The organism is Bradyrhizobium sp. 155 (genome assembly GCF_023101105.1).
Classification (GTDB): domain Bacteria; phylum Pseudomonadota; class Alphaproteobacteria; order Rhizobiales; family Xanthobacteraceae; genus Bradyrhizobium; species Bradyrhizobium canariense_D.
In genome coordinates, this window is the sequence record NZ_CP064706.1 from 34759 (window position 1) to 59160 (window position 24402).

Annotated in this window: 22 protein-coding genes and 5 pseudogenes; 19 read left to right on the plus strand and 8 right to left on the minus strand. The window is 61.5% G+C overall.

Translation table 11 applies throughout. The features are described from left to right. Nucleotides 1-117: 117 nt before the first annotated feature. Together IVA93_RS39655 and IVA93_RS39660 are read left to right on the plus strand one after the other, a co-directional pair. Nucleotides 118-288: a hypothetical protein gene (locus IVA93_RS39655; RefSeq protein WP_247293539.1), complete on the plus strand. Its 171-nt coding sequence runs from the start codon at nucleotides 118-120 to the stop codon at nucleotides 286-288. Continuing rightward, nucleotides 278-2334 (plus strand): annotated as a pseudogene (locus IVA93_RS39660) (recombinase family protein). Before IVA93_RS39655 ends, IVA93_RS39660 begins: the two are co-directional and overlap by 11 nt. Here IVA93_RS39660 and IVA93_RS39665 read toward each other — a convergent pair. Together IVA93_RS39665 and IVA93_RS39670 are read right to left on the minus strand one after the other, a co-directional pair. Then, entirely contained in the window at nucleotides 2249-2704 is a 456-nt protein-coding gene (locus IVA93_RS39665; protein ID WP_247790181.1) for a hypothetical protein, read from the minus strand. The pseudogene IVA93_RS39660 and the gene IVA93_RS39665 sit on opposite strands and share 86 nt — an antisense overlap. After that, nucleotides 2702-3720: pseudogene (locus IVA93_RS39670) on the minus strand (IS110 family RNA-guided transposase); the annotation flags it as partial. The gene IVA93_RS39665 and the pseudogene IVA93_RS39670, both read right to left, overlap by 3 nt. Nucleotides 3721-3858: 138 nt before the next feature. Between IVA93_RS39670 and IVA93_RS39675 the strand changes: the two are divergent. Continuing rightward, the gene (locus tag IVA93_RS39675; RefSeq protein ID WP_247790152.1) at nucleotides 3859-5415 is read left to right on the plus strand and encodes an ISL3 family transposase; all 1557 of its coding nucleotides are present in this window, start codon (nucleotides 3859-3861) and stop codon (nucleotides 5413-5415) included. A 281-nt stretch (nucleotides 5416-5696) separates the two neighbouring features. Here IVA93_RS39675 and IVA93_RS41495 read toward each other — a convergent pair whose 3' ends face one another. The 3 genes and pseudogenes from IVA93_RS41495 to IVA93_RS39685 all read right to left on the minus strand — a co-directional run. Continuing rightward, nucleotides 5697-5861 carry a hypothetical protein gene (locus IVA93_RS41495; RefSeq protein ID WP_524536894.1) on the minus strand — a complete coding sequence of 55 codons (165 nt, stop codon included), beginning with the start codon at nucleotides 5859-5861 and terminating at the stop codon, nucleotides 5697-5699. Continuing rightward, complete coding sequence (locus IVA93_RS39680; RefSeq protein WP_247790153.1) at nucleotides 5795-7159, minus strand: integrase catalytic domain-containing protein; 1365 nt, start codon at nucleotides 7157-7159, stop codon at nucleotides 5795-5797. Before IVA93_RS39680 ends, IVA93_RS41495 begins: the two co-directional genes overlap by 67 nt. Nucleotides 7160-7289: 130 nt before the next feature. Beyond that, nucleotides 7290-7545, minus strand: a pseudogene (locus IVA93_RS39685) (transposase); the annotation flags it as partial. Here IVA93_RS39685 and IVA93_RS39690 point away from each other — a divergent pair. After that, entirely contained in the window at nucleotides 7492-8256 is a 765-nt protein-coding gene (locus IVA93_RS39690; RefSeq protein WP_247365923.1) for a beta-propeller domain-containing protein, read from the plus strand. The pseudogene IVA93_RS39685 and the gene IVA93_RS39690 sit on opposite strands and share 54 nt — an antisense overlap. Nucleotides 8257-8266: 10 nt before the next feature. Here the strand turns inward: IVA93_RS39690 and IVA93_RS39695 are convergent. From IVA93_RS39695 to IVA93_RS39705, 3 genes and pseudogenes are all read right to left on the minus strand, one after another. Then, nucleotides 8267-8965: pseudogene (locus tag IVA93_RS39695) on the minus strand (DUF3991 domain-containing protein); the annotation flags it as partial. A 202-nt stretch (nucleotides 8966-9167) separates the two neighbouring features. Further along, nucleotides 9168-9344: a hypothetical protein gene (locus IVA93_RS39700; protein ID WP_247365921.1), complete on the minus strand. Its 177-nt coding sequence runs from the start codon at nucleotides 9342-9344 to the stop codon at nucleotides 9168-9170. A 711-nt stretch (nucleotides 9345-10055) separates the two neighbouring features. Then, on the minus strand, nucleotides 10056-10784 hold the full coding sequence (locus IVA93_RS39705) for an autoinducer binding domain-containing protein (RefSeq protein WP_247365920.1): 729 nt from the start codon (nucleotides 10782-10784) through the stop codon (nucleotides 10056-10058). A gap of 206 nt (nucleotides 10785-10990) precedes the next feature. Between IVA93_RS39705 and IVA93_RS39710 the strand changes: the two genes are divergently transcribed. From IVA93_RS39710 to IVA93_RS39780, 15 genes and pseudogenes are all read left to right on the plus strand, one after another. Further along, nucleotides 10991-11623, plus strand: a complete 633-nt coding sequence (locus IVA93_RS39710) for an acyl-homoserine-lactone synthase (RefSeq protein WP_247790154.1) — start codon at nucleotides 10991-10993, stop codon at nucleotides 11621-11623. A 37-nt stretch (nucleotides 11624-11660) separates the two neighbouring features. Beyond that, entirely contained in the window at nucleotides 11661-12224 is a 564-nt protein-coding gene (locus tag IVA93_RS39715; protein WP_247365916.1) for a lysozyme family protein, read from the plus strand. A gap of 76 nt (nucleotides 12225-12300) precedes the next feature. Beyond that, the gene (locus IVA93_RS39720) at nucleotides 12301-12597 is read left to right on the plus strand and encodes a TrbC/VirB2 family protein (RefSeq protein ID WP_247365914.1); all 297 of its coding nucleotides are present in this window, start codon (nucleotides 12301-12303) and stop codon (nucleotides 12595-12597) included. After that, nucleotides 12597-12935, plus strand: a complete 339-nt coding sequence (locus IVA93_RS39725; protein WP_247365911.1) for a VirB3 family type IV secretion system protein — start codon at nucleotides 12597-12599, stop codon at nucleotides 12933-12935. The genes IVA93_RS39720 and IVA93_RS39725 overlap by 1 nt, the downstream gene beginning before the upstream one ends. Continuing rightward, nucleotides 12928-15294, plus strand: a complete 2367-nt coding sequence (locus tag IVA93_RS39730; protein WP_247790155.1) for a VirB4 family type IV secretion/conjugal transfer ATPase — start codon at nucleotides 12928-12930, stop codon at nucleotides 15292-15294. Before IVA93_RS39725 ends, IVA93_RS39730 begins: the two co-directional genes overlap by 8 nt. A gap of 53 nt (nucleotides 15295-15347) precedes the next feature. Further along, nucleotides 15348-16012 (plus strand): annotated as a pseudogene (locus IVA93_RS39735) (type IV secretion system protein). Further along, on the plus strand, nucleotides 16009-16254 hold the full coding sequence (locus IVA93_RS39740; protein ID WP_247790156.1) for an EexN family lipoprotein: 246 nt from the start codon (nucleotides 16009-16011) through the stop codon (nucleotides 16252-16254). The pseudogene IVA93_RS39735 and the gene IVA93_RS39740 overlap by 4 nt, the downstream one beginning before the upstream one ends. Before the next feature lie 10 nt (nucleotides 16255-16264). Then, the gene (locus tag IVA93_RS39745) at nucleotides 16265-17251 is read left to right on the plus strand and encodes a TrbL/VirB6 family protein (RefSeq protein WP_247790157.1); all 987 of its coding nucleotides are present in this window, start codon (nucleotides 16265-16267) and stop codon (nucleotides 17249-17251) included. Nucleotides 17252-17301: 50 nt separating this feature from the next. Beyond that, on the plus strand, nucleotides 17302-17601 hold the full coding sequence (locus IVA93_RS39750) for a type IV secretion pathway protein (RefSeq protein WP_247790158.1): 300 nt from the start codon (nucleotides 17302-17304) through the stop codon (nucleotides 17599-17601). Nucleotide 17602: 1 nt separating this feature from the next. Continuing rightward, a complete protein-coding gene (locus IVA93_RS39755) occupies nucleotides 17603-18274 on the plus strand; it encodes a VirB8 family type IV secretion system protein (protein ID WP_247790159.1) in 672 nt (223 codons plus the stop codon). Next, nucleotides 18271-19122 (plus strand): P-type conjugative transfer protein VirB9, encoded by an 852-nt coding sequence (virB9, locus tag IVA93_RS39760; RefSeq protein WP_247790160.1) that lies wholly within the window; start codon nucleotides 18271-18273, stop codon nucleotides 19120-19122. Before IVA93_RS39755 ends, virB9 begins: the two co-directional genes overlap by 4 nt. 11 nt (nucleotides 19123-19133) lie before the next feature. Further along, entirely contained in the window at nucleotides 19134-20279 is a 1146-nt protein-coding gene (gene virB10, locus IVA93_RS39765; protein ID WP_247790161.1) for a type IV secretion system protein VirB10, read from the plus strand. After that, nucleotides 20276-21307, plus strand: a complete 1032-nt coding sequence (virB11, locus tag IVA93_RS39770; RefSeq protein ID WP_247365887.1) for a P-type DNA transfer ATPase VirB11 — start codon at nucleotides 20276-20278, stop codon at nucleotides 21305-21307. Before virB10 ends, virB11 begins: the two co-directional genes overlap by 4 nt. Next, nucleotides 21273-23219: a type IV secretory system conjugative DNA transfer family protein gene (locus tag IVA93_RS39775; RefSeq protein ID WP_247365885.1), complete on the plus strand. Its 1947-nt coding sequence runs from the start codon at nucleotides 21273-21275 to the stop codon at nucleotides 23217-23219. Before virB11 ends, IVA93_RS39775 begins: the two co-directional genes overlap by 35 nt. Continuing rightward, nucleotides 23203-24366, plus strand: a complete 1164-nt coding sequence (locus IVA93_RS39780) for an LPD7 domain-containing protein (protein WP_247790162.1) — start codon at nucleotides 23203-23205, stop codon at nucleotides 24364-24366. The genes IVA93_RS39775 and IVA93_RS39780 overlap by 17 nt, the downstream gene beginning before the upstream one ends. Nucleotides 24367-24402: the final 36 nt, after the last annotated feature.

The following is a 24402-nucleotide window of genomic DNA, read 5'->3' on the forward strand; positions in this document are numbered from 1 at the left end:
TTTCTGGCGCATCCAGAGGCTCTCACGGCCAGAATCGGGGAGCGACTCATGTCAAGCCAGACGGCAATGCCAGGGAGCGGATACCGACACAATCAACGACCGCGGCCGCAGCAGCAGATGGATCTGTTCGGGAGCGGCCTGTCGAACGGCGCCATCGGCGCGCCGGCATGGTCGGAGCTGCCGGCGGAAGCGCAGGCGGCCCTTATGAGTCTGATGACGCAGTTGATCCTCGACCATGCTGCGACGACGGCGACGCCGCGCGCGAAGGAGGTCGGTCATGACTTCTGACAAGGTCAGGCCTCATCATCTCGAGCGCAAGGCGCTTCTTTACGTGCGTCAATCCTCAGCGCATCAGGTGTTGCACAATCGCGAGAGCAGTGCGTTGCAGTACGCCATGCGGGACCGGCTGACGGCGCTCGGGTGGTCAGAGATTGAAGTGATCGATGATGATCTCGGTCGTTCAGCCGCCGGCGGGGTACAACGCGCCGGTTTCGAGCGGATGGTAGCGGAGGTTTGCCTCGGTAAGGTTGGCGCGGTTTGCGCCCGCGAGGTCTCGCGCTTCGCTCGCAACAGCCGGGATTGGCAGCAACTCATCGAGATGTGTCGTGTGGTCGATACCGTCCTGGTCGATCAGGAGACGATCTATGCACCGAGGCACGGTAACGACCGCCTGCTGCTCGGGCTCAAGGGCAGCCTCAACGAGTACGAGCTGGATCTGTTGCGCCAGCGCTCGCTCTCGGCCCGCTACGAGAAGGCGCGCCGGGGCGAGTTGGTTGTGGCGGCGCCCGTCGGCTTCGTGAAGGCCGGCGACCATTATGAGAAAGATCCGGATCGGCGTGTCCAGGAAGCGATCAAGCTGGTGTTCGACAAGGTCGAGGAACTGGGCAGCGCGCGACAGGCGCTCTGCTGGCTCCACGAGTACAATCTCGATCTGCCGGTGAAGCAGACCAGCGGCGACACGGCCTGGCGGCGACCAAGCTACTCCGCCATCCACCGGATCATTGAGAACCCGGCCTACGGCGGCGCCTATGCCTATGGTAAGACGGCTGTGGCGGCGGGATACAGCGCCGCAGGCGTGAGCGTGAAGATCCGCCGCAAGGCGCGGAACGAATGGCTGGCGCTGAAGCCCAACACCCACGAAGGGTATGTGAGCTGGGAGAGGTTCGAGGCGATCCGCACTATGGTCAGCAGCAACATTCCACCGGTCGGCATCACGGCGCGCCCAAGCATGGTGACGGGCTGCTGGCCGGCCTGATCCGGTGCAAGCGCTGCGGCCGCAAGCTCACACTCCGATACTCCGGCATGAAGCACCATATCCCGCTACAGCTGCAGCCGCGCCTGGATGGACAATGGTGGCCCGCTTCGGCGGACTGCGCGTCGATGATGCAGTCGAGGAAGCGCTGCTTGGCGTCGTCGGTCCGGGCGCTATCGCCGCTGCAACCGCGGCCGCCAAGGAAGCCAGGGAACGGCGGGATCAGGTGCGCGATGCTCTCAGTCGCGACCTCGAAGCGGCGCGCTATGCCGCCGACCGGGCCTTCCGGCAGTACGATGCCGCTGACCCCGCGAACCGGCTGGTGGCGGGCGAGCTTGAAGCGCGCTGGCACAGGGCGCTCGCTCACGCGGCGGAGGTCGAGGGCAAGATCGCAATGCATGAGGCGGCGACGCCGGTCCCCATTGCCGATCCAGCTTCGCTCGGCGATCTAGCCTCGAACCTCAAAGCGGTCTGGGATGCGCCGACGACGGATGCTCGCCTCAAGAAGCGCGTTGTGCGCACCCTCATCCATGAGGTCGTGGCCGATATCGACGATGCGGCCTCCGAGATCGTCCTCATCGTCCACTGGGTCGGCGGCGTTCACAGCGAGATACGCCTGCCCAAGCGCCGGCGCGGGCAGCGTAACAGCACCTCCGCCAACATCATCGAGGCTGTGCGCCGACTGGTGCTGATCGCCAGCGACGATCTGATCGCCGGCCTCCTCAACCGCAACGGCCTCGAGACCGGTAACGGCAATCGCTGGACGCGCGAGCGTGTTACCTCGCTGCGCTCGAACTATCGCATCCCGGTGTTCAAAGCCCGCCGAGGACGGCATCGAGCCCTGGCTAAACCTCAGCAACGCCGCCAAGCTCCTGAAGATCGCGCCCAAGACGCTCCGGCTGGCCGCTGAAGCCGGTGAAATCGAAGCCATCCATCCTCTGTCGGATGGTCCTTGGATCTTCGCCCGCAGCTCGCTGATAACAACTGCTGCTCGATCTATCGCCGAACGAGCGCGACAGAACCCAAGATACCCCACGGGATCGAATCCCAATCAGCAAAGTCTTTTCTCTTCAACAACATAGACAGAGGGGTGTTCTGATGCGCGGTTGTAGAAGTCGAGATATCTGCCGATCGAGTCGCGCTGTCAACCGGCGTCCAAATTTGGCTCTGACTCATGTGTGGAACGGCCCGGGCTGCAAGATCGTTCTCTGATCGAACGAGGGATGACGGTGCGGTCATATATTCGACCTGTAAACGCGGCGCCCGGCCGCTGGCCACGATGATATCCGCGGAAGCAATCGGCCAATCAATTTCTCGCGCTCGAAGCGCAGTAAGCCAGGCGGTCTGATTGCGACCGGGAATGTCGTCATTCGGGTTCATCCAGATTTGCACCTTGCCTCCTCGGCAGCTTTCTTCTTCCGCCGGAGACTTCTTAAGATTAGGTTTCAGCATTGCACGCGACGCATGATAGATGCCGCCTCTGACCAGCAAGGCCCAGATGGTGCGCGCAAGCTATTGGCGAACTCCACCGCTATGAGCTTGACGGCCCGTCTTTGCAGCATGGTCCGAATCCAGAGCGGGACTTTCGAGCCTCGCTTGCCAAGCTTGATGATTGAGGTCGCACCAACGATCAAGTGCGTCCGTAGGTGCCGATTTTCAGGCTTTGATACTGCCCCGAGCCTTTCTTTCCCGCCGCTCGACTGTGCCCTCGGTGTTAACCCCATCCAAGCCGCAAAATCTCGTGCAGTCGCAAAACTGCGAGGATCCGAGACCGATGTCCGAACGGTAGCGGCGATGAGAGGACCGACGCCCGGAATGCTCATCAGGCGCCTGGCATCGGGGTCCTGTCTGACGGCAACCAAAATCTCTCTGTCGAGCTTCTCTATGCGGGTTGTAAGCAGCTCAATCTGTTCAGCGAACTGGATCAGGGCAAAGCGGGCAGCGCCGGGGATCCTATTGTCTTTGTCGTCCCGGAGAAGCACCAGGAGTTTTGCGATGCTTGCCATGCCTTTTCCGGCGATAATGCCCAATTCGGCCATATGAGCACGCAAGGCGTTTGCAGTCTGGCTGCGCTGCCTCATCAGCATCTCTCGCGTTCGCAAAATCATGCTGGCTGCTTGTTGTTCGGCAGTCTTCACCGGCACGAACCGCATTGTCGGGCGGGTGACCGCCTCACAAATGGCTTCAGCATCCGCCACGTCGGTCTTGTTTCGTTTGACGTAAGGCTTCACGTAGGCTGGCGGCATCATGCGGACAGTGTGGCCCAGCGCCGCGATCTCGCGCGCCCAGTGATGGGCACTCGCACAGGCCTCCATGCCTACTAAGCAAGCTGGTAGGCCCCGAAAGAAGGGCAGAACCTGGGATCGCCGCAATGTGCGGCGAACCAGGACTTTCCCGTTTTCGGAGATGCCGTGAACTTGAAAGATCGACTTGGCCAAATCCAAACCCACTGTGATAATCTTCTCCATGGAACGGTCCTTCCTTTGTGGCGCCTCTCTGCGCGACCACGTTAGGCACTTTTGATGCCGGTTCGAAGGGCCGTTCCACACCATCATTTCTGATGAAGTTCGCCGGCGACTGTGGTTCTTCAACGGAGAATCGGCGCCATGCGGACAGGCTTTCGAATTTCATCGCTCGTACCGAGTGGTTTGGTGTTTGTTGGCGTAAGTGATTCAGAGGATTCGGTTATTCTGGCTGTTCGGTCGGAGGCTGCGGAGGCCCAGTGCCCTTTGTGCACGACAGCATCGCGCCGAATCCATAGCCGTTACATCCGGCACGTGGCCGACTTGCCATCAGCGGGCAGAAAGGTGCGCCTCCGATTGCTCACGCGGCGCTTCACATGTGAGGTGCCGCATTGCCACCGGCGGATCTTCTCAGAGCGGTTTGGAGAAGACATCGTTCCGCTTCGACGGCGCCGGACGGCACGGCTGGAATACATCGTCCATCACTTGGGGTTGGCGCTGGGCGGCCGGCCGGCGGCAAGCTTCGCCAAGCGGCTCATGCTGCCCGTTAGCAACGATACCTTGCTACGGGTGGTCCGCCGGCGGGCGGCGATGCCGACAGATCCATTGCTTGTTGTGGGCATCGATGACTGGGCGTTCCGGAGAAACCAACGATACGGGACGATCGTGTGCGATTTGGAGCGCCGGCGGATCGTTACCCTGCTGCCCGACCGGGAAACTGCGACTGTTCGGGCGTGGCTATCGAAGCACCCAGCGATCAACATTGTGTCGCGAGATCGCGGTGGTGGATACGGCGAGGCAGCAGCCAAGGCGCTGCCGAACGCCATCCAAGTCGCCGACCGATGGCATCTGATGGAAAATGCGAGCGCGGCCTTCCTTGATGCGGTGCGCCGCTCCATGAACAGAATCCGAACCGCAATTGGAGCGACGACGATCAACCCGGAATTGCTGACCTGTGCGGAAAAGCTGCGCTATCAGGGCTATCTGCGGCGCCAGGACAGCCATGCCGTAATTACGGCTCTCGCCAGCGACGGTGTGTCGCTCAAGGAGATCGTCCGCCGCACAGGACATAGTCGCAATCTGGTTCGCCAAATTAGCCGCGGCGGCGGTACGGATATGTTCCCCACCCGTCAAAGCACCCTGGACGGGCATCTGCCGTTCCTGGACGCGCAGTGGTCAGGCGGCTGTCGCAACGGTGCCGAGCTCTGGCGCCGCTTGAAGGGACAAGGCTTCAAGGGATCGCTGCGCGTGGTGGCGGAATGGACGACGCGACGGCGGCGTGCCGAGACTATCAGCCATCAACAATTGCAGAAGGTCCCCGCCGCCAGGACGATAGCGCAGCTGATGACGACGAAGCGCGACCACCTAACCAGGGCGGAGACCGTCACGCTTGCGGTCATCGAACAAAACGTTCCTATGCTGGCCGATGCCCAAGCTCTCGTTGGCCGCTTCCACGCGATGATCCGAAAGAAGGCCGAGATGGAGCTCGAACCTTGGATTGAGGACTCCAAGCGGAGCCTCATTGCCTCGTTCGCGAATGGCATTGCCAACGATAAGGCCGCGGTGCACGCGGCTATCACGCAACCATGGTCCAATGGCCAAGTGGAAGCGCAGATCACTAAGCTCAAGCTGGTCAAACGGCAGATGTACGGGCGCGCTAAGCTCGATCTCCTTCAGGCTAGGCTGATTGGCGCGCCATAAAAACAATCACGATCATCGAATATGCGTCAGAGCCCAAATTTCAGATTTGACCCCCGTATTGCCGCATCTGCGAATGTTACCCTGATGGCGCCATTGCACTGGTCGATGCGACCTCGGCTGATCGGCCGCGCCAAGTGGCTTTTCCGGCTTGCACGACGAGAGGGGCTGTGGGCGGGTCGGGCCCTACATAGCCCGAGCCGTCCACTACCCCGGGCAATGGGGCAGCAGTGGTGGCCTCGCCGAGCGGCTCCTCCGCGACCAACTGCTCGGCCGTCTTCCGTCTAAGCGCCCTCAGCAGACGCTGCACGATCGAATGCTGTCTTTGTCCCGAACTCCTCGGGGTGTTTCTCGCTGAGCCGGCCGACGATGGCGAGTGCAGTTAACTGCGGTTGCGTAGCGAGCCAGCCCTCGATTGCAGCAATATGCGGGTCGAGCTTGGACGGCATGCGAACCCTGGTTTATACGGTCGACGGGTGCGCCGGTGCGTGGCACGCGGCTCGCCGGTCGTCGTCGTCTTGCCGAGCGTCTTCGCAAAAGAGGCTGCGGTCGCTGGCGCGGTGCTCGTGCTGGCGGGTTGCAGCCCGCGCGCCTGTCCGGCACGACGATCGACGCGGTTGCCGAGTTCGTCCTGGGTCGCGCGAATCTCGGCCAACAGCGCGACTGGATCGAGCGAGCGATACTGATCGCGCAGCCGCTTCTTCACGGCCGCGGTCACCTTGGGATGCGCCAATGCACGCTCATGGGGCGTCGATGGGAGATGATAGCGTTTGATCACTTTAGCCCCTTCGCGGCGCTTCTCCTTCAGCTTGAACGACGGCTGGAAGAAGTTGACGTAGAGCCGTGCCGCCGCATAGAGGCGGCCCATCACAAGAGCCGTCTCGATGCCATCGAAGCGGCCGTAGCCCATCAGGCGACGGACCACGGCACCATTCTTCTGCTCGACGAACGCCTGATCGTTCTTCTTGTAGGCGCGCGAGCGTGTGACTTCGAGCTTCTGTTCGCGACACCATGGCACGACGACATCGTTCATGAAGGCGCTGTCGTTGTCGAAGTCCACCCCGCGCAAGAGCCAAGGAAAGAGCCTCTGTGCAGGATTGATCGCCTCGACGACGAGTGAACCTTCCCGCGTCAGCAACGGCAGGCACTCCGTCCAGCCCGTGGCGACATCGACCATCGTCAGGGTCTGGATGAACGAGCCAGCCACCGACGTGCCGCCATGGGCGACCATATCAACTTCGCAGAAACCGGGCGGCGGGCTGTTCCAATCATTGGAGGTGCGGATCGGGACCTCGCGCCGGATTGCCGAATAAAATCCAGCACGGCGCCGCCTGCCGCCGCTCGCCGCGACCTTCACATCGACGAGCAGGCGATCGATGGTTGCGGCGCTGATGACCAGAACACGATCACGGTCCGCTTGGCCAAGCCGCAAGCGGCCATGTTGCTCCAGCGCCGGCAGCAAGGTCGGGATCATCACCTTGAGCCGCTTGCCGCACACCCGATCCGACGCCTCCCACAGCGCCGACATCGCGTCCTTGATCGTCGCACCATATCTACGCTTGCGCTCTCGAGCTGCCTCGACTGCGCTGGGCCCAACCGGTGCGCGTCGCCGGAGTGCGCGCACCGCATGCTTGCGATGCCAACCCGTCGTCGCGCACAGCTCGTCGAGGATGCGCCCCTTTTCCGCCCGTTTGGCCGACCGATAACGCTCGGCCAGCGCGGATGTGATCTCGCGCTTTGCGCGCATGCTGATCTTCCCTGCCATAGCCGCCACCGAACTGATTCGGCAGCTCCGCCCCAGACTCGACAGGGAAGTTGTCCGGTAACATTTTTAGTGAGACAATGCGCCCTCGTCGGCGTCCAATTTAATATTGCAAGCCGAATGACACCTTCAGCGCCGCATTGTCCAACATGGCGTCTGCCAGAAGCCGCTTCAGCTTTGTGTTCTCGTCTTCCAGCGACCGCAGTCGCTTGGCCTCCGAGACGTCCATCCCGCCGAACCTGGCCTTCCATTTGTAGATGCTGGCGTCGCTGACACCATGCTTGCGGCAGAGATCGCCGACCAGGAACCCCGGCTTCGTGCTCCTTCAAAATCCCGATGATCTGCTCTTCCGTAAAACGATTGCGCTTCATGCTCTGGTCCTCGTCTTGGGCAAGAGCGAACTTCAAACTGGATTAAGCCCGAGGGGCAAGGTCACGGAATATCCTCGCTTCGAACGTGCGCAATCCCGCATGCCGGAGAGTCGCGAAACGATCCTTGACTACGCTGATGTGGCAGGGTCGTACGCATCGTGCGACATCCTAGTTTCCGTGGATCGGCGCTCGAGCCTGCTCGCCTTTGCTATCGATGTCACCGGTGAACGGCTGTACACGATTCGCTTCAAGGATCTTGCGACGGGTGCCGTCCTGCCGCAGACGATCAGCGGCGCGTCCGGAAATATGGTTTTCTCGAAGGACGGACGGAACTTATTCTATACTGAACTGGACTCTCAAACTTTGCGCTGGCGGCGGGTAAAGCGTTATCGGATCGGCGCAGACCCGCAGAGCTCCGAGACAATCTACGATGAAGCAGATGAGGCGTTTTCATGCTCCGTCTATCTGGCGAAGGGGGACGATTTTGTCTTCATACGCAGTAGTTCGGGCGAGGAGGACGAGGTTCGTTTCATAACGAGCGATGACGTCCTTGGTCCGGCGCGTCTCATTGCGCCGCGCCGACCGAAATGCGAGTACGAGGTCCAATTCGACGGCGTCGACTTCGTTATCCGCACAAACTATAATGCCCCCAATTTCCGCCTGATGCGCGCCGCGATCGACGTTACGGAAATCGAAGCTTGGCGACCGTGATCCGTCGCCCCGGGGACCAACCGCCTCCGGTGCTGACAAAGAGGGTGTCGGAGCGGTGGATCTCGATCGCGGCAAGGCTCATGGCATCAATGGCCGCCTCAGTGATGCAAATCCGCTCGGACCTGGCCGGTCCGAAGCGAAACAGCTCCTTGGCGCCGTCACTGGCGAAGCCGCGCCATGCCGGCCCACGCTCCTCCCAGCCCGTGAGCGCTCCAGCAGAATCGGTATGTGCCGCCCACATGCTGCCCTTTGGCCCCTCACGCAAACGATCGCAGGAGGCCGCCTGCTTCACGATGTCGGCCGGCAGCCCGCGTTCATCGGTGAGATAGCGCAAGGCTGGCGAGCCCGGCCTCGGCTTGACACGATGTCTCCACCGCTCAGCAACAGACCCAAGCGCCTTGTGCCTTGCCGGAGGCTGCCACGCAGGTGTGCTGGGAAGGAAGCCAACCGCATCCGCAACACGGTCGCATGCGTCAGAGAAACCGGCAGATCCAAGATGTTCGGCGAGCGAAAATACGTCCCCTTTCGCCGGCGACAACGGGTCGAACCAGCCGCGGCCTTCGTGGACAACGATGATGATATTGCCGTCGCGGCGATACTTGATCGCGCGTCGGGTGCTTTCCTTCACGTCGACCTTCCAGCCGTGTTTCTCCAGCAGGGCCGCGCAGCCAACCTTTTGGCGCAGCTCTTCGATGTCCCTCTTATCCATTTGTCTGCACCGGACTCGCGCAGGCGAGTCCGCCCCTTCTTCTGTTGATCTCTCTTGCTCCTAGCCTTCCGGAACATCCCGGACCGGCCGCGAAGCCTGCCGAATGCAAGGGCGCGCTGACCAACGGTCAGTCATCGCATGTCAGGCGCGGCGAAGCCTCCCTTGCAGCCGGCATGGCGCCAGCGGCAGCCGGTCACCCGGCTCAATGAGCCGGGCTCCAGGAGTCGTACTCATGAACGATATCGTCTTGATCGCCGTCGTACTCGCTGGAGAGCATCACGCCGAATTCGTTGTCGGCCTGGAAAAGGATGACCGGCATCATCAGCGTGCGGGCCAGATCGAAGGCATGGTTCTGAGCGAGAGTGACATTGTGCGACATTGAAGGCTCCCGTCTTGCGGCGGGGACCATCCCCGCCCGACTGGCGCCGACGTGTTCGGGGACGGCCGCGGTCACCTCGACAGGCGAAGCCGAAGAGGTCGCACGCTTGCGTAGCGAACCCCTTGCGGGTTGATCGTAGAAGGCCGAACCTGAACCAAGGAAAGCCCATTCGAGAGCGGGGTTGGTCCTTCACTGGAAGCATGGTGTGTCAAGTGCACATCGTTCGTCCGCGCGGCATTCTGCCTTGATCGACAGCGAGAGCGACATCATCCCGAACTTCGGCGTCAACGAAAGCTGCTTGACGACCACGCGGCGGCTCCGTCGCGAAAGCGTCGTTTCCATGTGACGTACTCAAGGCAATCGGCATGGCGCGCAGTTAGGGATTAGCGCCCGACCCGAGCAGGCGTGAAGCGCTTCCGATAGATCCCGTTTGCGTCAGGGATGGCAGCCCGCAAGGGGGAAGACCCGCTCGCGGGGCTTCAGCGCAGCCAACAGCCCGGGCCCGCAGGGCGACGCCCAATTCCGCGCTCGACGATTTCGCGAATACATGGGTGCGATGAATTGCGAGCAGCGATTCGCTCTTAGCTGAATTCTGCAACTGATGGCGCCGAGCTCATTTGACGAGACCGTTTCACCTCCCTTGGCAAGCACTCTCCGTCAACCACCGACCTTGTGGACCACGCCTGCCGACCCGCACGGCTACTCTACTCCTTACGGGAGCAATCCCTGCCGAAACGCGAGGGCCACAGCGTGTGGAAGGGTCAGTGCAGCAAGATTTCGCCTGGCATTGTCCAGATGATACTTCACCCCACGCGGCGAAACCCCGAGAAGCTCCGCAATGTCCTGCATCGTCTTGCCGTCAGAGATCCACGCGAGACACTGCCGCTCGCGCTGAGTGAGGGCGCTCCCCTGCTGACCATCCGCCGGCGTGCGTCCGATTCTGGCGTTCACATGCGCATGATAGGTGAGACCCACCCTTTCCAACATGTCCCGCGAGCTGTCGATGAAGCGATCGAGTCCAAGGCTGCGGTCGTCCACCGCCAGCGTAAACGCCGCGAACTGGTTTTGGCTTGCGGGAATGCGAACCGTAAGACCGGTCCTGATCTTGAAGCTGAGCGCATCGTCGAACAGACGGCGTTCTTTCGCCGACTTTGCGCTTCGCGCCTCACGTCCATCCCACAGGAACATCCGGCTTGTGTTTCGCGGGTCTTGAAGAACGGGATCGATGTGGTCGTACCCTTCCCGAAAATAGTGGCTGGTCCAACTCTTCGGGTAGGATGAGATCAGTTTGGGGCCATTCGCGCGGTGGCCAAAATAGGCGAACCAGCGGAAACCCAATGCATGCGCAGTACGTTCTGCGATGCGCCGAAAATCATCTTCCGCATGGGCAGAATGGAGACAATCGACAAATTCATCGCATGCTCTTTTGACATTTTTCATTGCGCCCCTCTCTTGAACTATTCTGAGCTCTCTAAAGCGAGCTACGCGCCTGATTCGCGCCTTGCGTGTGGGCATCTATTGCGATGTTGCGGCGACTTTTGGGCAAGAACAATTCCAAAACGCCCTGTCAGAACTGACAGCGCAAAGCTGCGATGATGGCTGCTTTCTTGATCTCGAAGCTGCGATTCGTAAGCGGGAGGTTAAGAATGAGGGTCATTGTGCGCACGCGTGCGGCGCTCCTGCGCGACTTTGAACTGACAATGGGAATGCATCGTCTGCGAGGGCGCGTGTTCAAGGAGCGGCTCGACTGGGATGTCTCTGTCGCGGGCGGATTGGAGATAGATCAGTACGACTCCTTCAAGCCGACCTACCTCTTGGCACTCGAACAGCAGGTTGTCGGTTGCGTTCGCCTGCTGCCCACCACTGGACGCAATATGCTGGCGGATACGTTCCCGGTGTTGCTCGATGGCCACGCGGCACCGAATGCAGCGAGCATATGGGAGAGCTCGCGCTTTTGCGTTGATACCAAAAACGTTGCGGCGACAGCTGGGAACGGCTTGCGGGAAGCAACGTACCTCCTTTTTGCGGCAATGATTGAATGGGGCCAGCAGCTCGACCTTCAGGCCATCGCGACCGTCACTGATCTGCGCATGGAGCGCATCTTGCGCCGGGCCGGATGGCATCTCGAACGCCTCGGCACACCTCATCAAATCGGCGCGACCCAAGCTGTCGCCGGACTGCTGTCGGTCACGGACAACGCTCTCGGCGCGATCCGATCGGCCGGCAAGATTTCGGGCCGCGCGATTGAGCCACCGTCAGGCCTTTCGCTCGCGGCATAGCATCCCGTCTTCAACGCTCGAAGTAAAGTCCTCAACAATGGATCCAGCTGCATTCTCGGCGCTAGTGGACCAGTGCGCCCCAACGCCGGATTTCGTGCGACCGCTGACGTCGATTGTGCGGCAAGCGAGTTCGTTCGAGCCACTGCTGATCACAATTCAGGGGCGGAAGCCGATTCCGATTCAAGCAAATGACCGTGACGAAGCGATCCAGCTCGCTACGGAGGCCATCGCCACCCGCCAGCCGGTCTGGACCGGTCTCGCTCAACTTGATGCCGAGGATTTGAAACAGGCCGGGCTGACGACGACCACGACCTTCGACCCTTGCCAGCATATCGCTGGCCTTGGCAGATTGTTCGAGGCTCGATTGAAAGCAGCAAACCTGAACACCTCGGGCCGTGATCAGGCCATTGCCAGCGTTGTCGCGGCTTTCGCAGTCAAAGCTCCCGGCACAACGCCCGACTCCGGTAACCAACCGACGGTCGGCACTTCCAACGACGACATGCCGATGATCAACGCGCCTGCTGCCTCCGCCAGGGAGGGTCCGAACTGGGATGTCTACCGCTCGGGCGCTGGTCGGTCCGCCTTCGTCTATGAACGATGAGGAACTTCTTTGTTTTGTCTCAACTCAACACCGCGGTCCGGATGGGTCCGGCTGCACTGCCAATCGGAGCCGTGTCATGACTTCTCCTCTTAGGAAATCCGCCGCACTCGTGTGCATGGGGGCCGTTCTCAGCATCGCCTTGGTCGAGCCTGCGCTTGCGCAGACCGCGAACATCGAGGGCGTGCTGCAAAATATCGTCAACATGTTGACTGGCAACGTCGCGCGCTTGCTGGCGACACTGGCAGTCATCATCGTCGGCATCGCCTGGATGTTCGGCTATCTCGACCTGCGCAAGGCCGCCTATGTCGTGCTCGGTGTCGCCATCACGTTCGGCGCCTCCGAGGTGGTCTCGACCTTGACCGGAGGTCGCTGATGATCGAGGCCGCGCGTCTTACGGAGGATACCCTGTTCCTCGCCTGCACGCGTCCGGCCATGATTGCCAGCGTTACCATGGAAGCCATGGCGCTCAACGTGATGTTTTCCTGCATCCTGTTCCTGGTGGCCGGAAGCATCATCTACTGCCTGGTCGCGATTCCGATCCATGGTCTTTGCCGCATCATCTGCCGGCACGATCCCAATATGTTCCGGATTCTGCTCGCCTGGATCGAAACCCGCGGGCGCACGCGCAACGCCTCCTTCTGGGGCGGATCGTCCTGCACGCCCCTTAAGCTCGTTCGGCGATATCGAGTACGAGACCTTGGCTATGCGTAACGCGGCACTCAAAACCCGGGAGATCGGGCCCGAAGTCTACCTCCCGTTCGGCCGACACGTCACAGATACCGTGATCAGTCTCACAACCCGGGCCCTGGTCACGGTGATCCGGCTCGACGGCACCTCGTTCGAGACCGCCGAGACGGCGGATCTGAACGATCTTCACGCCAAGCTAAATCTCACCCTGCGCAATGTTGCGGATCCGCGGCTGGCGCTCTGGACCCATCTGGTGCGCCGGCGCACGTCGGACTATCCGGACGGTGCGTTTCGATCGACATTTTCAGCTTCGCTCGACGCCCAGTATCGCGACCGGCTTCGCAAGGCAGCTCTATTTCGCAATGACCTCTATCTGACGCTGGTCTGGCATCCCGGACGCGTCACCGCCGACGCAGCGGCCGCGTTCTTCAAGCGGCTGGGCCGGAGCTCGGCGCACTCCCTCGAGGCCGACAGCGATGCCTTAAAGCGGCTCAACGATGCCACGCGCGGTATGGTCGCAGCATTGGAGCGCTACGGCGCCCATGCCCTCCGATTGACTGAGCGCGACAGCATCGTGTTCTCGGAGCCAATGGAATTGCTCCACGCCGTCGCCTCTGGCGAGTGCATGCCCATGCCGTTGCCGCAAGGGCCGATCGGCCCCGCACTCTATTCAAACCGCGTCATCTTCGGCCGTGAAGCCATCGAAATCCGCAGCGCGGGTGGATCCCGCTTCGCTGGCATGTTCGGACTCAAGGAATATCCGGCGTCCACCAGACCTGGCCTGTTGAACGCGCTGCTTTCCGCGCCTTTCGAACTCATCCTCACGCAATCCTTCGCGTTCCTTTCCAAAGCGGACGCCAAGACGGTCCTGACGCGCAAACAGAACCAGCTGGTTTCGGCTCAGGATCCGGCGGCCTCGCAGATCGACGAGCTCGCTGACGCGCTCGACGATCTCGAATCCAACAGGTTCGCGCTTGGAGATCATCACCTGTCGCTCCTGGTCTACGCCGAGACCCCTACGCAGCTGCAGGACCACATGAGCGTGGCGCGACGCGTCCTGGCCGATGCGGGTGCAGTGGTCGCGCGCGAAGACCTCGGGCTCGAAGCAGCTTACTGGGCGCAGCTCCCTGGGCTGTTCAAATATCGGGCACGAACTGGGGCGATCAGCTCGCGCAATTTCGCGGCGTTCTCGCCGTTCCACACCTATCCTACGGGACAGCCTGCCGGCAACCATTGGGGACCGGCGGTTGCGATGCTGAAGACCGCCTCCGGCTCGCCGTTCTATTTCTCCTTCCATCAGGGCGACCTCGGCAACACCTTCATCTGCGGCCCCTCCGGGTCCGGCAAGACCGTCGTGCAGAACTTCCTGCTATCGCAGGCCGAACGGCTCGGCGCCACCTACGTCTTCTTCGACAAGGATCGTGGCGCCGAGATCTTCGTCCGTGCCGCCGGAGGCACCTATCTGACGCTCCACAACGGCATTGCGACCAGCTGCGCGCCGCTCAAGGCGCTGGAGCTGACGCCAGCCAATCTTTCCTTCCTGGGCACTCTTATCCGAAAGCTCGTCACACCGGAAAACCGGCCGCTGACAGTGACCGAGGAGGAGCAGATCGATTCCGGATTGCGAGCGCTCGGTCACCTGCGGCAGGCGGAACGCTCGTTCGGGGCGCTCCGGGCTTTTCTCGGCCAACAGGATCGCGAGGGCATTGGCGCCCGCTTGGAGCGATGGTGCCGGGGCGCTCCTTTCGGCTGGGTGCTCGATGGCGAGCACGACGCGATCGGCCTCGACGCCCGGTTCATGGGCTTCGACATGACCGATCTACTCGACCACCCCACCGTTCGCACGCCGCTCATGATGTACCTCTTTCATCGCGTGGAGCGCCTGATCGACGGCCGGCGCTTGATCATCGACATCGACGAGTTCTGGAAGGCGCTTGGCGATGAGGCATTTCGGGATCTCGCCAATAACAAGCTGAAAACCATCCGCAAACAGAACGGCGTCATGGTGTTCGGCACGCAGTCGCCACGCGACGCGCTGGCCTCCCCGATCGCACACACGATTGTCGAGCAGTGCCCCACGCAGATCTTCCTGCCGAATGCCCGGGGAACGCGCTCGGATTACGTCGACGGCTTCCATCTGACCGACACTGAATTCCGTCTGATCAAAGAGGAGCTCGCGCCCGAAAGCCGGCGGTTCCTGGTCAAGCAAGGCCACAATTCGGTGGTGGCGGAACTTGATCTCGGCAGCTTCGACGATGCGCTCGCGGTCTTGTCCGGACGGACGGAAACGGTCGAACTGCTCGACCGCGTCCGGGCAGAGGTCGGCGACGATCCGGCGCAATGGCTGCCGGCATTTCACGCGGAGCGGAGGACTAGCCGATGACGGTTCAACGTATCCCGACGATTCTCACGTTCGTCTCACTCCTGATCCTCCCGATGGCATCACCTGCGGGAGCGGAGATTGTGTTCGATCCCAGCGTCTACGCGCGGCAGTTCGAGCAGCTGACGGAGCTGAAGAAGCAGGTCGATACCCTGACGTCCCAGCTCAGGGTGGCGCAGGATCAATTGAACCAGGCCAAGCAGCTCTATGACAGTTTCAATAAGCGGACCAACGCCAACGACATCGGCGCGCTCCTAAACACGCCGCAGTTTCGGAAAGTCCTGCCCCAGCAATTCTCTGACATCGAACGTCTCGTGGCGGGGCAGGGTGGCGGCAACTTCGCTGACGCGATGAACCATTATCTTTCGCAGAACCGCGCCTATGCCGGCAACAGCGGCAATTCGTATTACCAAAGCGAGCTCGACCGGATCGCGCGGCAGACCGGCGCCAAGCACTCCATGGGCCAGGCGGTCTACGACACGCCTCGCAGCGTATCGATGCACTCGAAGAATTGAGAACGCGCATCAGCTCGACGACCGACGTCAAGGAGACTCTCGATCTTTCGGCGCGGCTGCAGGCCGAACAGGCGCTGCTGCAGAACGATGTGCTCCGGATGCAAGGTCTCGCAATGATCCAGCAGGCCCGCACCGACATGGACGGCCAGCGGGAGCGCGAGAAACAACAACAACTGATTCATGAAATGAAGGCGGCCCTGCAATGAGATTAAACACATCAATTCTGGCGCTATCTCTCGCCGCTGCACTTCCGGGTTGCAGCGAGGCCGACAAGAGTCAGCAGACAAACACGGTCGGCTGGTTTCTCGATCATCGGGACGATTTGGCGGTGGCCATCAAGGTGTGCCGCGACAATCCCGGAGAATTGGGAAAGACGCCGAACTGCATCAACGCCAACGAAGCCCGCAACAAGATCACCATCCAAGAGATGAAAGACGCTCTGAAGTAGGATCGCCGCGATGGCCATAAACGTCTTTGACAGCTTTCTGAAGGAGTTCGAGCAGCCGATCACGACATTCGTGTCGACCTCGGTATCGAATCTTGCCTCCTACATTGATGGTCCTCTCCGCACGGCCCTGATGCTCTACGTCATCCTCTACGGCTTTGCCGTAATGCGCGGCGCCATCTCCGAGCCAATTATGGAGTTTGCCTGGCGGGCAATGCGGATCGTAGTCGTGGTTCTACTCGCGACCAATTCAAGCGCATTCCAGCAATACGTTACCGGCCTGTTCTTTGATTCCTTGCCGAAGGAAATCGGCAATGCATTAGCGGGCTCGGGACTCAACACCAATTCCGGCGCTCCATTCGATCAGCTTCTCTCCAAAGGAATCGACGTCGCTAACCGGATTTACGAACAGGCCGGACTGACCAACATCGCGCCAGCGCTGATTGCCGCCATTCTCTTGGTCTTTGTGGCGGTTGGGTCCTTCCTGCAGTTTGCCATCCTGCTCTATGCCAAGGTTGGTCTGGGCGTTGTCATCGCGCTCGGCCCGGTCTTCATTGCGCTCGGACTATTTGAGGCCACGCGGCCGTTTACGGAAGCCTGGCTTCGGCAGGTCGCGAACTTCGTGATCCTCCTGGTCCTGGTGGTCGCTCTGGTCGGGCTGATGTTGACCACCGTCAGCGGCTTCATTGACAGGTTCGCTGCAAACGCCGGTACGGCCGGCGAGATGGTGGTAGCTGCGGTCGCCATCAGCGCGGTGCTCGGTCTGTCCGGATACATCGCGCTTCAACTGCCGGTCATCGCAGGCGGTCTCGCCGGGGGTGGAGCTTCGCTCGCAAGCCGGCTGGTCACAAGCCCAATGATCGCCAATGCCACGGCGGCAGCGAGCGGCGCCTATGCCGGCGCCAGCTGGTCAGCCAGCCGCGGTCTCGCCGCCGTAAGAGCCAGCCGGCAGGGTGGCAGCATGCGGCGCACCCGATCGCCGGGGACCACGGCGGCGTAGGCCATCATGGTCTGCAACAGGCGACAAAGACAAACAGGGGCATCAGAACGATGTGGCGTCGACTATTCATCATCTGCGTGATCGCGTGGCAGCTTGGCGGCTGCGCGATCTGGTCAAAGGCACCGCCGTCATGTGACGGGCTCAATCGGCGGCCGCTCAATCGCTCCCTATGGGATTGGGAGACCGGCGCGCCGTTGGCCACGCCAGAGCCGCCACCTCCGCCATCCGCGCCGGCACCAGTCATCCGCAAGGGCGAGAGCAGCCCGGCAGCGCCCTCCACGCAACTGGCTGCATCGGGCCACCAGGCCGACATTGCAGCCTCTTACCGCTCCTGCGGCAAGGAGGCGTGAGATGGTCGGTCACGATGACCTGAAGGCCTATTTCGACAATGCGCGTCGATGGGAACAGGATCTGCTGCTATCGGCGCATCGCTCGCGGCGAACGGCATGGGTAATTGCCGCGGTTGCTTGCGTATTGGCGGTCGCCTCGCTCAGTGCGGTCGCAGCACTTGCGCCGCTCAAGACGGTCGAGCCGTTCGTGATCCGGGTCGACAATGCCACTGGCATTGTGGAGACCGTCTCCGCCCTCGGTTCAACGCCGGCGCACTATGACGAGGCCGTCACCAAGTATTTTCTTGGGCGTTATGTTCGGGCGCGAGAGGGCTATAGCTACCCAGAGGCCGAAACCAACTTCCGCACCATTTCGCTGCTCTCGGGGCAAGGCGAACAGGCCCGTTTCGCGGCCTGGTATCGCGGCTCAAATCCCGAAAGCCCGCAAGTCGTTCAAGGGCGTTTCGGGGTGGCGACGGTGCGGATCAAGGCGATCTCCCTCCTGGCCGACAATGTCGCCTCGGTGCGTTTCATGAAAGAGACCCGCAAGGGGGAGGAGACCCGCGTGACCCATTGGGTCTCGACCCTGACGTTTTCCTACGCCAACGCGCCCATGTCCTCCGCCGACCGTCTCATCAATCCCCTCGGCTTTCTGGTCTCGGAATATCGCGCCGATCCGGAGGTCGTGCCATGAAATCCTTCGCTCTCTTCATGATTTTCGCCCTCGGATTCGCGGGGCCGGCAACGGCCTTGCAACAGCCGTCACCAGGTCAACATGATGCCCGCGTGAGAACCGTGACCTACGATCCGGCCAACGTCGTCAAGGTCAACGGCGTGATTCGGGCGTCAACCCAGGTGTTGTTTGCCGACGATGAGGAGGTCGCGCATGTCGCGATCGGCGACGCGATTGCATGGGAGGTCGCACCGGCGGGCTCAATCCTGTTCCTTAAACCCCGCGAGAAACATCCACCAACCAATTTGCAGGTCGTCACCACGCGCCCTGACGGACGCAAGCGCTCGTATCAGTTCGAATTGTCGATCGCCGACACGACGCTGGCGGACAGCTACTTCGTCGTCCGATTCGCCTATCCCGGCGACGAGATCGAGCGTCGGCGCACTGAAGCCGCCGCCCGCGGCGCCGAAAGGGAAGGCGCGCTGATCGATCAGACGTTTGACCTGCATCATACCTATGGCGCCCGCAACTGGCGCTTTTCCGCGCAGGGCTCGATCGATCTCGAGCCAGAAGCCGTTTTCGACGACGGCAAGGAGACCACGTTCCGCTTTGCGGGCAACCGCGAAGTCCCCGCGATCTATCTGATCAACTCCGACGGCTCGGAAAGCCTCGTGCCAAAAGACGTCCGCGGGGAGCTCGTGGTGGTTCATGCCACGGCGCGGGAGTTCCGGCTGCGCAAAGGTGACAACGTGCTTTGCATTTTCAACGAAGCATTCGACGCTGTGGGGATTAACCCGGGCACCAATACCACAAGCCCCTCGATCGAGCGGCGGGCGAAGAAATCACTTCCAATCCCAAGGCCACGATAGGCGAGCGCGATATGACCGAACATCAGGATGAGACGATCGCCGGCGACCGTGGCATTACGCCAGTGGGCGGAGGGGACAATGGCCGAACGGCGATGCTCAAACGCGGCTTCGGTGCGCTGGCGCTCACCGCCTTTGCCGCTCTGATCATCTGGGGGACCTGGAAAGGCGATAAGCCGGTCAGCGATTCCGCCCGGAAGCTGGTGATCCGCCAGGCGGCGGCCTTCGAGCCCCTCCCGGAAGCGCCGGCCGCGCCTGTTACCACGGCCTCAATTGGAGCCGCTCCGGTCCCAGCCGCGCCAGCGGCTCCCGCACCCGCCTCCGACCAGCTTCTGGAGAGCGCCCGGCGCGCACCCGTGCTGGCCTATAACAGGCCGAATTCCGTTGGACGCGCGGCCCACGACAGCGTGACCGGAAGTGTCGTCACTGATCCCTATGGGTTCGGGAGGGGCGAGCCGCGCAACGACCTCGCCGACAAGCTGAAGCCGACCCCGATCGAGGGCGTGCGCGCGGCGCGGCTTCCCAATCGCAACCTGCTCATTACCCAGGGCACCTCGATCCCGTGCGTGCTGGAGACGGCGATGTCCTCCGACGTGGCCGGCTTCGTCTCCTGCGTCGTCGTGCGGGACGTGATGTCGGATTCCGGCAACGTGGTGCTGATGGAAAAGGGTACACAAGTGGTCGGCGAATATCGCGGCAATGTTCGGCGCGGTTCAAAACGCCTGTTCGTACTGTGGACCCGCGCCAAAACGCCGACCGGCGTCATTGCGGCATTGTCCTCGCCGGCGACCGATGCGCTGGGCCGCGCCGGCTTTGACGGCGACATCGACACCCACTTCTTTGAACGGTTCGGCTCGGCGCTCCTACTGTCTGTTGTCAATGATGCCTCCTCGATCGGGCGCCAGCAGTTGCAGGACAGCTCCATCCAGATCAACAACACCACCGGCGCCACCAACACCGCCGCGGCGATCGCCGTTGAGCAGTCGATCAACATTCCACCGACGCTGAACAAGAACCAGGGCGAACTGGTCAATATCTTTGTTGCGCGCGATGTCGATTTCTCCTCTGTCTATCAATTGCGGCGGGTTGAGACCCGCACGCAGATAATGGACCGCACCATCCCCCGGGGCCTCCTGGCCCCGGCCGTGGTGACAAAGTGAGCGCAATACACTCCATAGAAGGGGATGGCAGCCGGCTCGTGCTGGCGCGCTATCTGGAGCCGTTGGCTCCATTTCTGGCAGATAAATCCCTGACCGAAATCGTCGTGAACCGCCCCGGCGAGATTTTCGTGGAAGGTTCCGGCGGCTGGAGCCGGCACGAAGCGCCAGCTCTAACGCATGCCTATCTTTCACACCTGGCGACCGCAGCTGCCGGCCACACCCGTCAGGACATCGGTCCAGAGCATCCAGTGGTGTCGACCACCCTGATCGGCGAGGAGCGCTGCCAGATCGTCGTCCCGCCGGCTGTGCCCGCCGGCACAGTCAGCCTCACGATCCGCAAGCCGTCGGCTCTGACGATGACGCTGGATGCCTTTGAGCGGGTAAAGCTTTTCGATGAAATCAGCATCGCCAACGACGAACTCACTGCCGACGAGCATAGGCTTCTGGCTCTTAAAAACGCTGGCGCCTGGCGGGATTTCCTCGAGCTTGCCGTCTCAACCCGGCGCAACATCATCATTTCCGGGGCAACCGGTTCGGGAAAGACGACGCTATCGAAGGCGCTGATCGCGGCGATACCGGCACAGGAGCGGCTCATCACCATCGAGGACACCGCTGAGCTTGTGATTCCTCATCCGAATTGCGTGCGGTTGCTCTATGCCAAGGACGGGCAGGGTCTCTCCAAAATTGGACCGCGCGAACTTCTGGAGTCTTGTCTGCGGATGCGGCCGGATCGCATCCTGCTGCAGGAGCTGCGCGATGGGACGGCGTTCTTCTATCTGAGGAATGTGAACTCCGGTCATCCGGGATCGATCACAACGGTTCACGCCGACAGCGCTCGGCTCGCCTTCGAGCAACTGACGTTGTTGATCAAGGAAAGCGCGGAAGGCCGCGACCTGCACCGCGACGACATCCGCTCGCTGCTGCTGCTTCTCGTCGACGTCGTCATCCAGATGCAGAAGCGGGGAGGCCGCTACCGCATTTCGGAGATATACTATGACCCCGTTCGCAAACGCGACCAGATCAGTTAGAGCCGCGCGGGGCCCAGCGGTCGCGCTCGCGGCCTGCGCGCTGTTCCTACTGGTTGCCTCGAACGTGCTACTGCTCGGGCTCCGGCTTCACGATGGGGGCCTGCATTGGTCGGAGATAGCGACGGGCTGGCCGCGTTACGGCGCTGACCCGCGTTTCGACCGCTGGCTGACGCTTTCGACCCTCGCCGGCGTCATTGTGGTCTTTGGCCTGCTCGGCGCACTCTTCCGGCACCGTCCTCTCCCGCTTCACGGCCGCGCGCGTTTCGCGTCGGAGCGCGAAATCAAGGCCGCTGGCCTGCGATCCAGGGAGGGCGTGCTCCTCGGCCGCAAGGACGGTGCTCTGCTCTGCTTCGGCGGATCGGAACACGTCCTGGTTTACGCTCCGACCAGAGCCGGAAAAGGCGTCGGCTATGTCATTCCAAACCTGCTCAATTGGCCGGACTCAGTCGTCGTGCTGGATGTGAAGAAAGAAAACTGGGGTCGTTCCGCGGGATTCCGCGCAGCGCACGGCCAGGAGGTCTATCTGTTCGATCCGCTTGACGAGAACGGTCGTACCGCGCGTTACAATCCGCTTGGCTATGTGCGCAGCGATTCCGCGGACCTCTATGACGATCTGCAGCGCATTTCCGTCATGCTGTTTCCGGCCGAAAACCGGGGCGATCCATTCTGGTTCGAGGCGGCGCGTTCGGCCTTTGTCGCGATCGGCGGCTATGTTGCGGAAACGCCGGGCCTTCCATTGACGATCGGCGAAATCCTGCACCAGCTGTCCGCTGCCCCCGACCTCAAGGCAAATTTTGAGAAACTCATTGCCGTTCGCAAGTCCGGCCCTTCCCCGTTGTCACGGCATTGCATCACCGCGTTGAACGATTTCCTCGCGGCTTCCGAAAACACCATGAACTCGGTGCGCAAGACGGTCACGGCAAGGCTGGGGCTCTGGCTCAACCCTCGCATCGATGCCGCCACCTCGACCAACGACTTTGATTTGCGGCAGCTGCGGCAACGACCGATGTCAATCTATCTCGGCGTTACGCCCGAAAATCTCGACCGCATGGCGCCGCTTCTCAATCTGTTTTTTCAGCAGGTGGTCGATCTCAATACCCGCGAGCTGCCGGAACAGAATTCGAAACTGAATCGCAATGTGCTGCTGTTGCTCGATGAGTTTCCGGCGCTGGGCAATGTCAATGTGCTGGCGAGATCGGTCGCGTTCATCGCCGGTTACGGCATCCGCCTGCTCACCGTGGTTCAGAGCCCGGCTCAACTCCGCGCGATCTATGGAACCGACATGGCCCGCAACTTCATGACCAACCATGCGGTCGAGGTGGTCTTTGCCCCGAAGGAACAGGATGTCGCCAATGAACTCTCGGAGCGCATCGGCTACGACACCGTGAAGACGCGTAGCCGCAGCGGACCGAAAGGGCTGGCAATGCGCTCGACCAGCGAGACGATCTCCGAGCATCGCCGCGCGCTGATGCTACCGCAAGAGCTTAAACTACTCCCAAAATCGAAGGCCTTCATCCTCGGCACGGGCCTTCCGCCGATTATCGCGGACAAGATCGTCTATTACGAAGACAAGGCATTCCTGTCACGTCTAGTGCCGGCTCCTGTCCCAAAGCTGCCGATAGGCCGCTCGACCGCACTGCTTGACGCCGAGATCAAGGAGCTTCGCTCCGAGGTCGCCGAGCTTCGCGCGGTATTTGGATCCCGCCCGATGACCGACGACGAGGTGGCCGATCCCTCCACAATTCCGGCCGGCGCCAGTTTCGACTTCGGTGACGTGGAGGTGGATATTGAAGGACTCTCTGAAGACGAGATGAAAGCCTGGACCCTGAATTACATCGACGCCCAAGCCATCCCGCCGGCGCGGCGGTCAGGCCGCAAGCAGAACGGAAGACAGCATGAACGGCATGCTTGACGACAGCGAGGACTTCAGTTTCAAACGGCAGGATGGCCCCGGCCGCGATCGTGACAAGTCGGGAGAGACTTCGTCAGCGAAGTCAGCGTCGACTGGCAAGTCGTCCTCCGCGACAGCTGATCAAAATGCACTCCCCGATCGTATCCGTCGCAAATATTACGTGGTGGCCAGTCAGTTTGAAAAAGACGGGCCAGCCCGGGAGGCGCGGCTTTATGCCGATGAGCGCGGCGAGTATCTCGCCTTCAAGGTCACCGAAGATCGTCTGGTCACGCGCCTGGCCGCAGCCGAGGTAATCCGCGACATGGTCTCCGTTGCGCAACATCGGCAATGGGAGTCTCTCCAGGTTCGCGGCTCCGCGGAATTCCGGCGGGAGGCCTGGCTCGAAGCTGGCGCGCGCGGATTGGAGGTTCAGGGTTATCAGCCAACTGAGCTTGACCGGCAGACGCTCGCTGATCGGCGAGAAATTTGGGACCGGACCCGTTCGAGCACGCCCGAGATCCGCTCGGCTACTGAGAAAGGTGAGCGCGCGTTCAGGTTCGACTACGACAAAGGCATATCGGGACGCCTGATCGAGGTCGGCCAAGCCCGCTATCGCAATCGCAAGGACGCCGAGGCTTCGACTTATGTTGCTCTCGAGCTCGAGAATGGACGGCAGCATCAGGTATGGGGCGTTGGTCTTGGAAAGGCAACGGCCGATAGCAAGGCACGACCAGGCGATCGCGTTCAGGTACGCAGGGACGGCGTCGAACATGTCACAAAGGAGATCAAGGTGATTGATGCCGCCAACGGGCAGACGCGGGTCGAGCGACCGCAGGTGTCGCGTAACCGCTGGCGGGTGATGGCAGAGACGTTTCGCACAGCAGATCGGCACGCGGTGGCGCGCAACCCCGACCTGGTCGCAGCACAGTCGCAAACGGTGGTGGTCGAGAGGATGCTAGAGCGGGCATTTCCGGAAGACGAGCGCGCGCGCCAGAGTATCAGGGAAGCGGCCAAGGAACGTATAGCCCAGCACCTCGAAAAAGGGCACTCGCTTGCTCGGGCGATGGTCGTCGAACCCGTTCAGGATCGCCATCAATTGGACGGAGATAGGGAAACTCGCATAGCCCAGCACGGCGAACGCATGAGAATGCAAGATCGTGAGCGCTAGTGTGAAAGGTCACTCTACCAATCAGCCTCGCGCGTC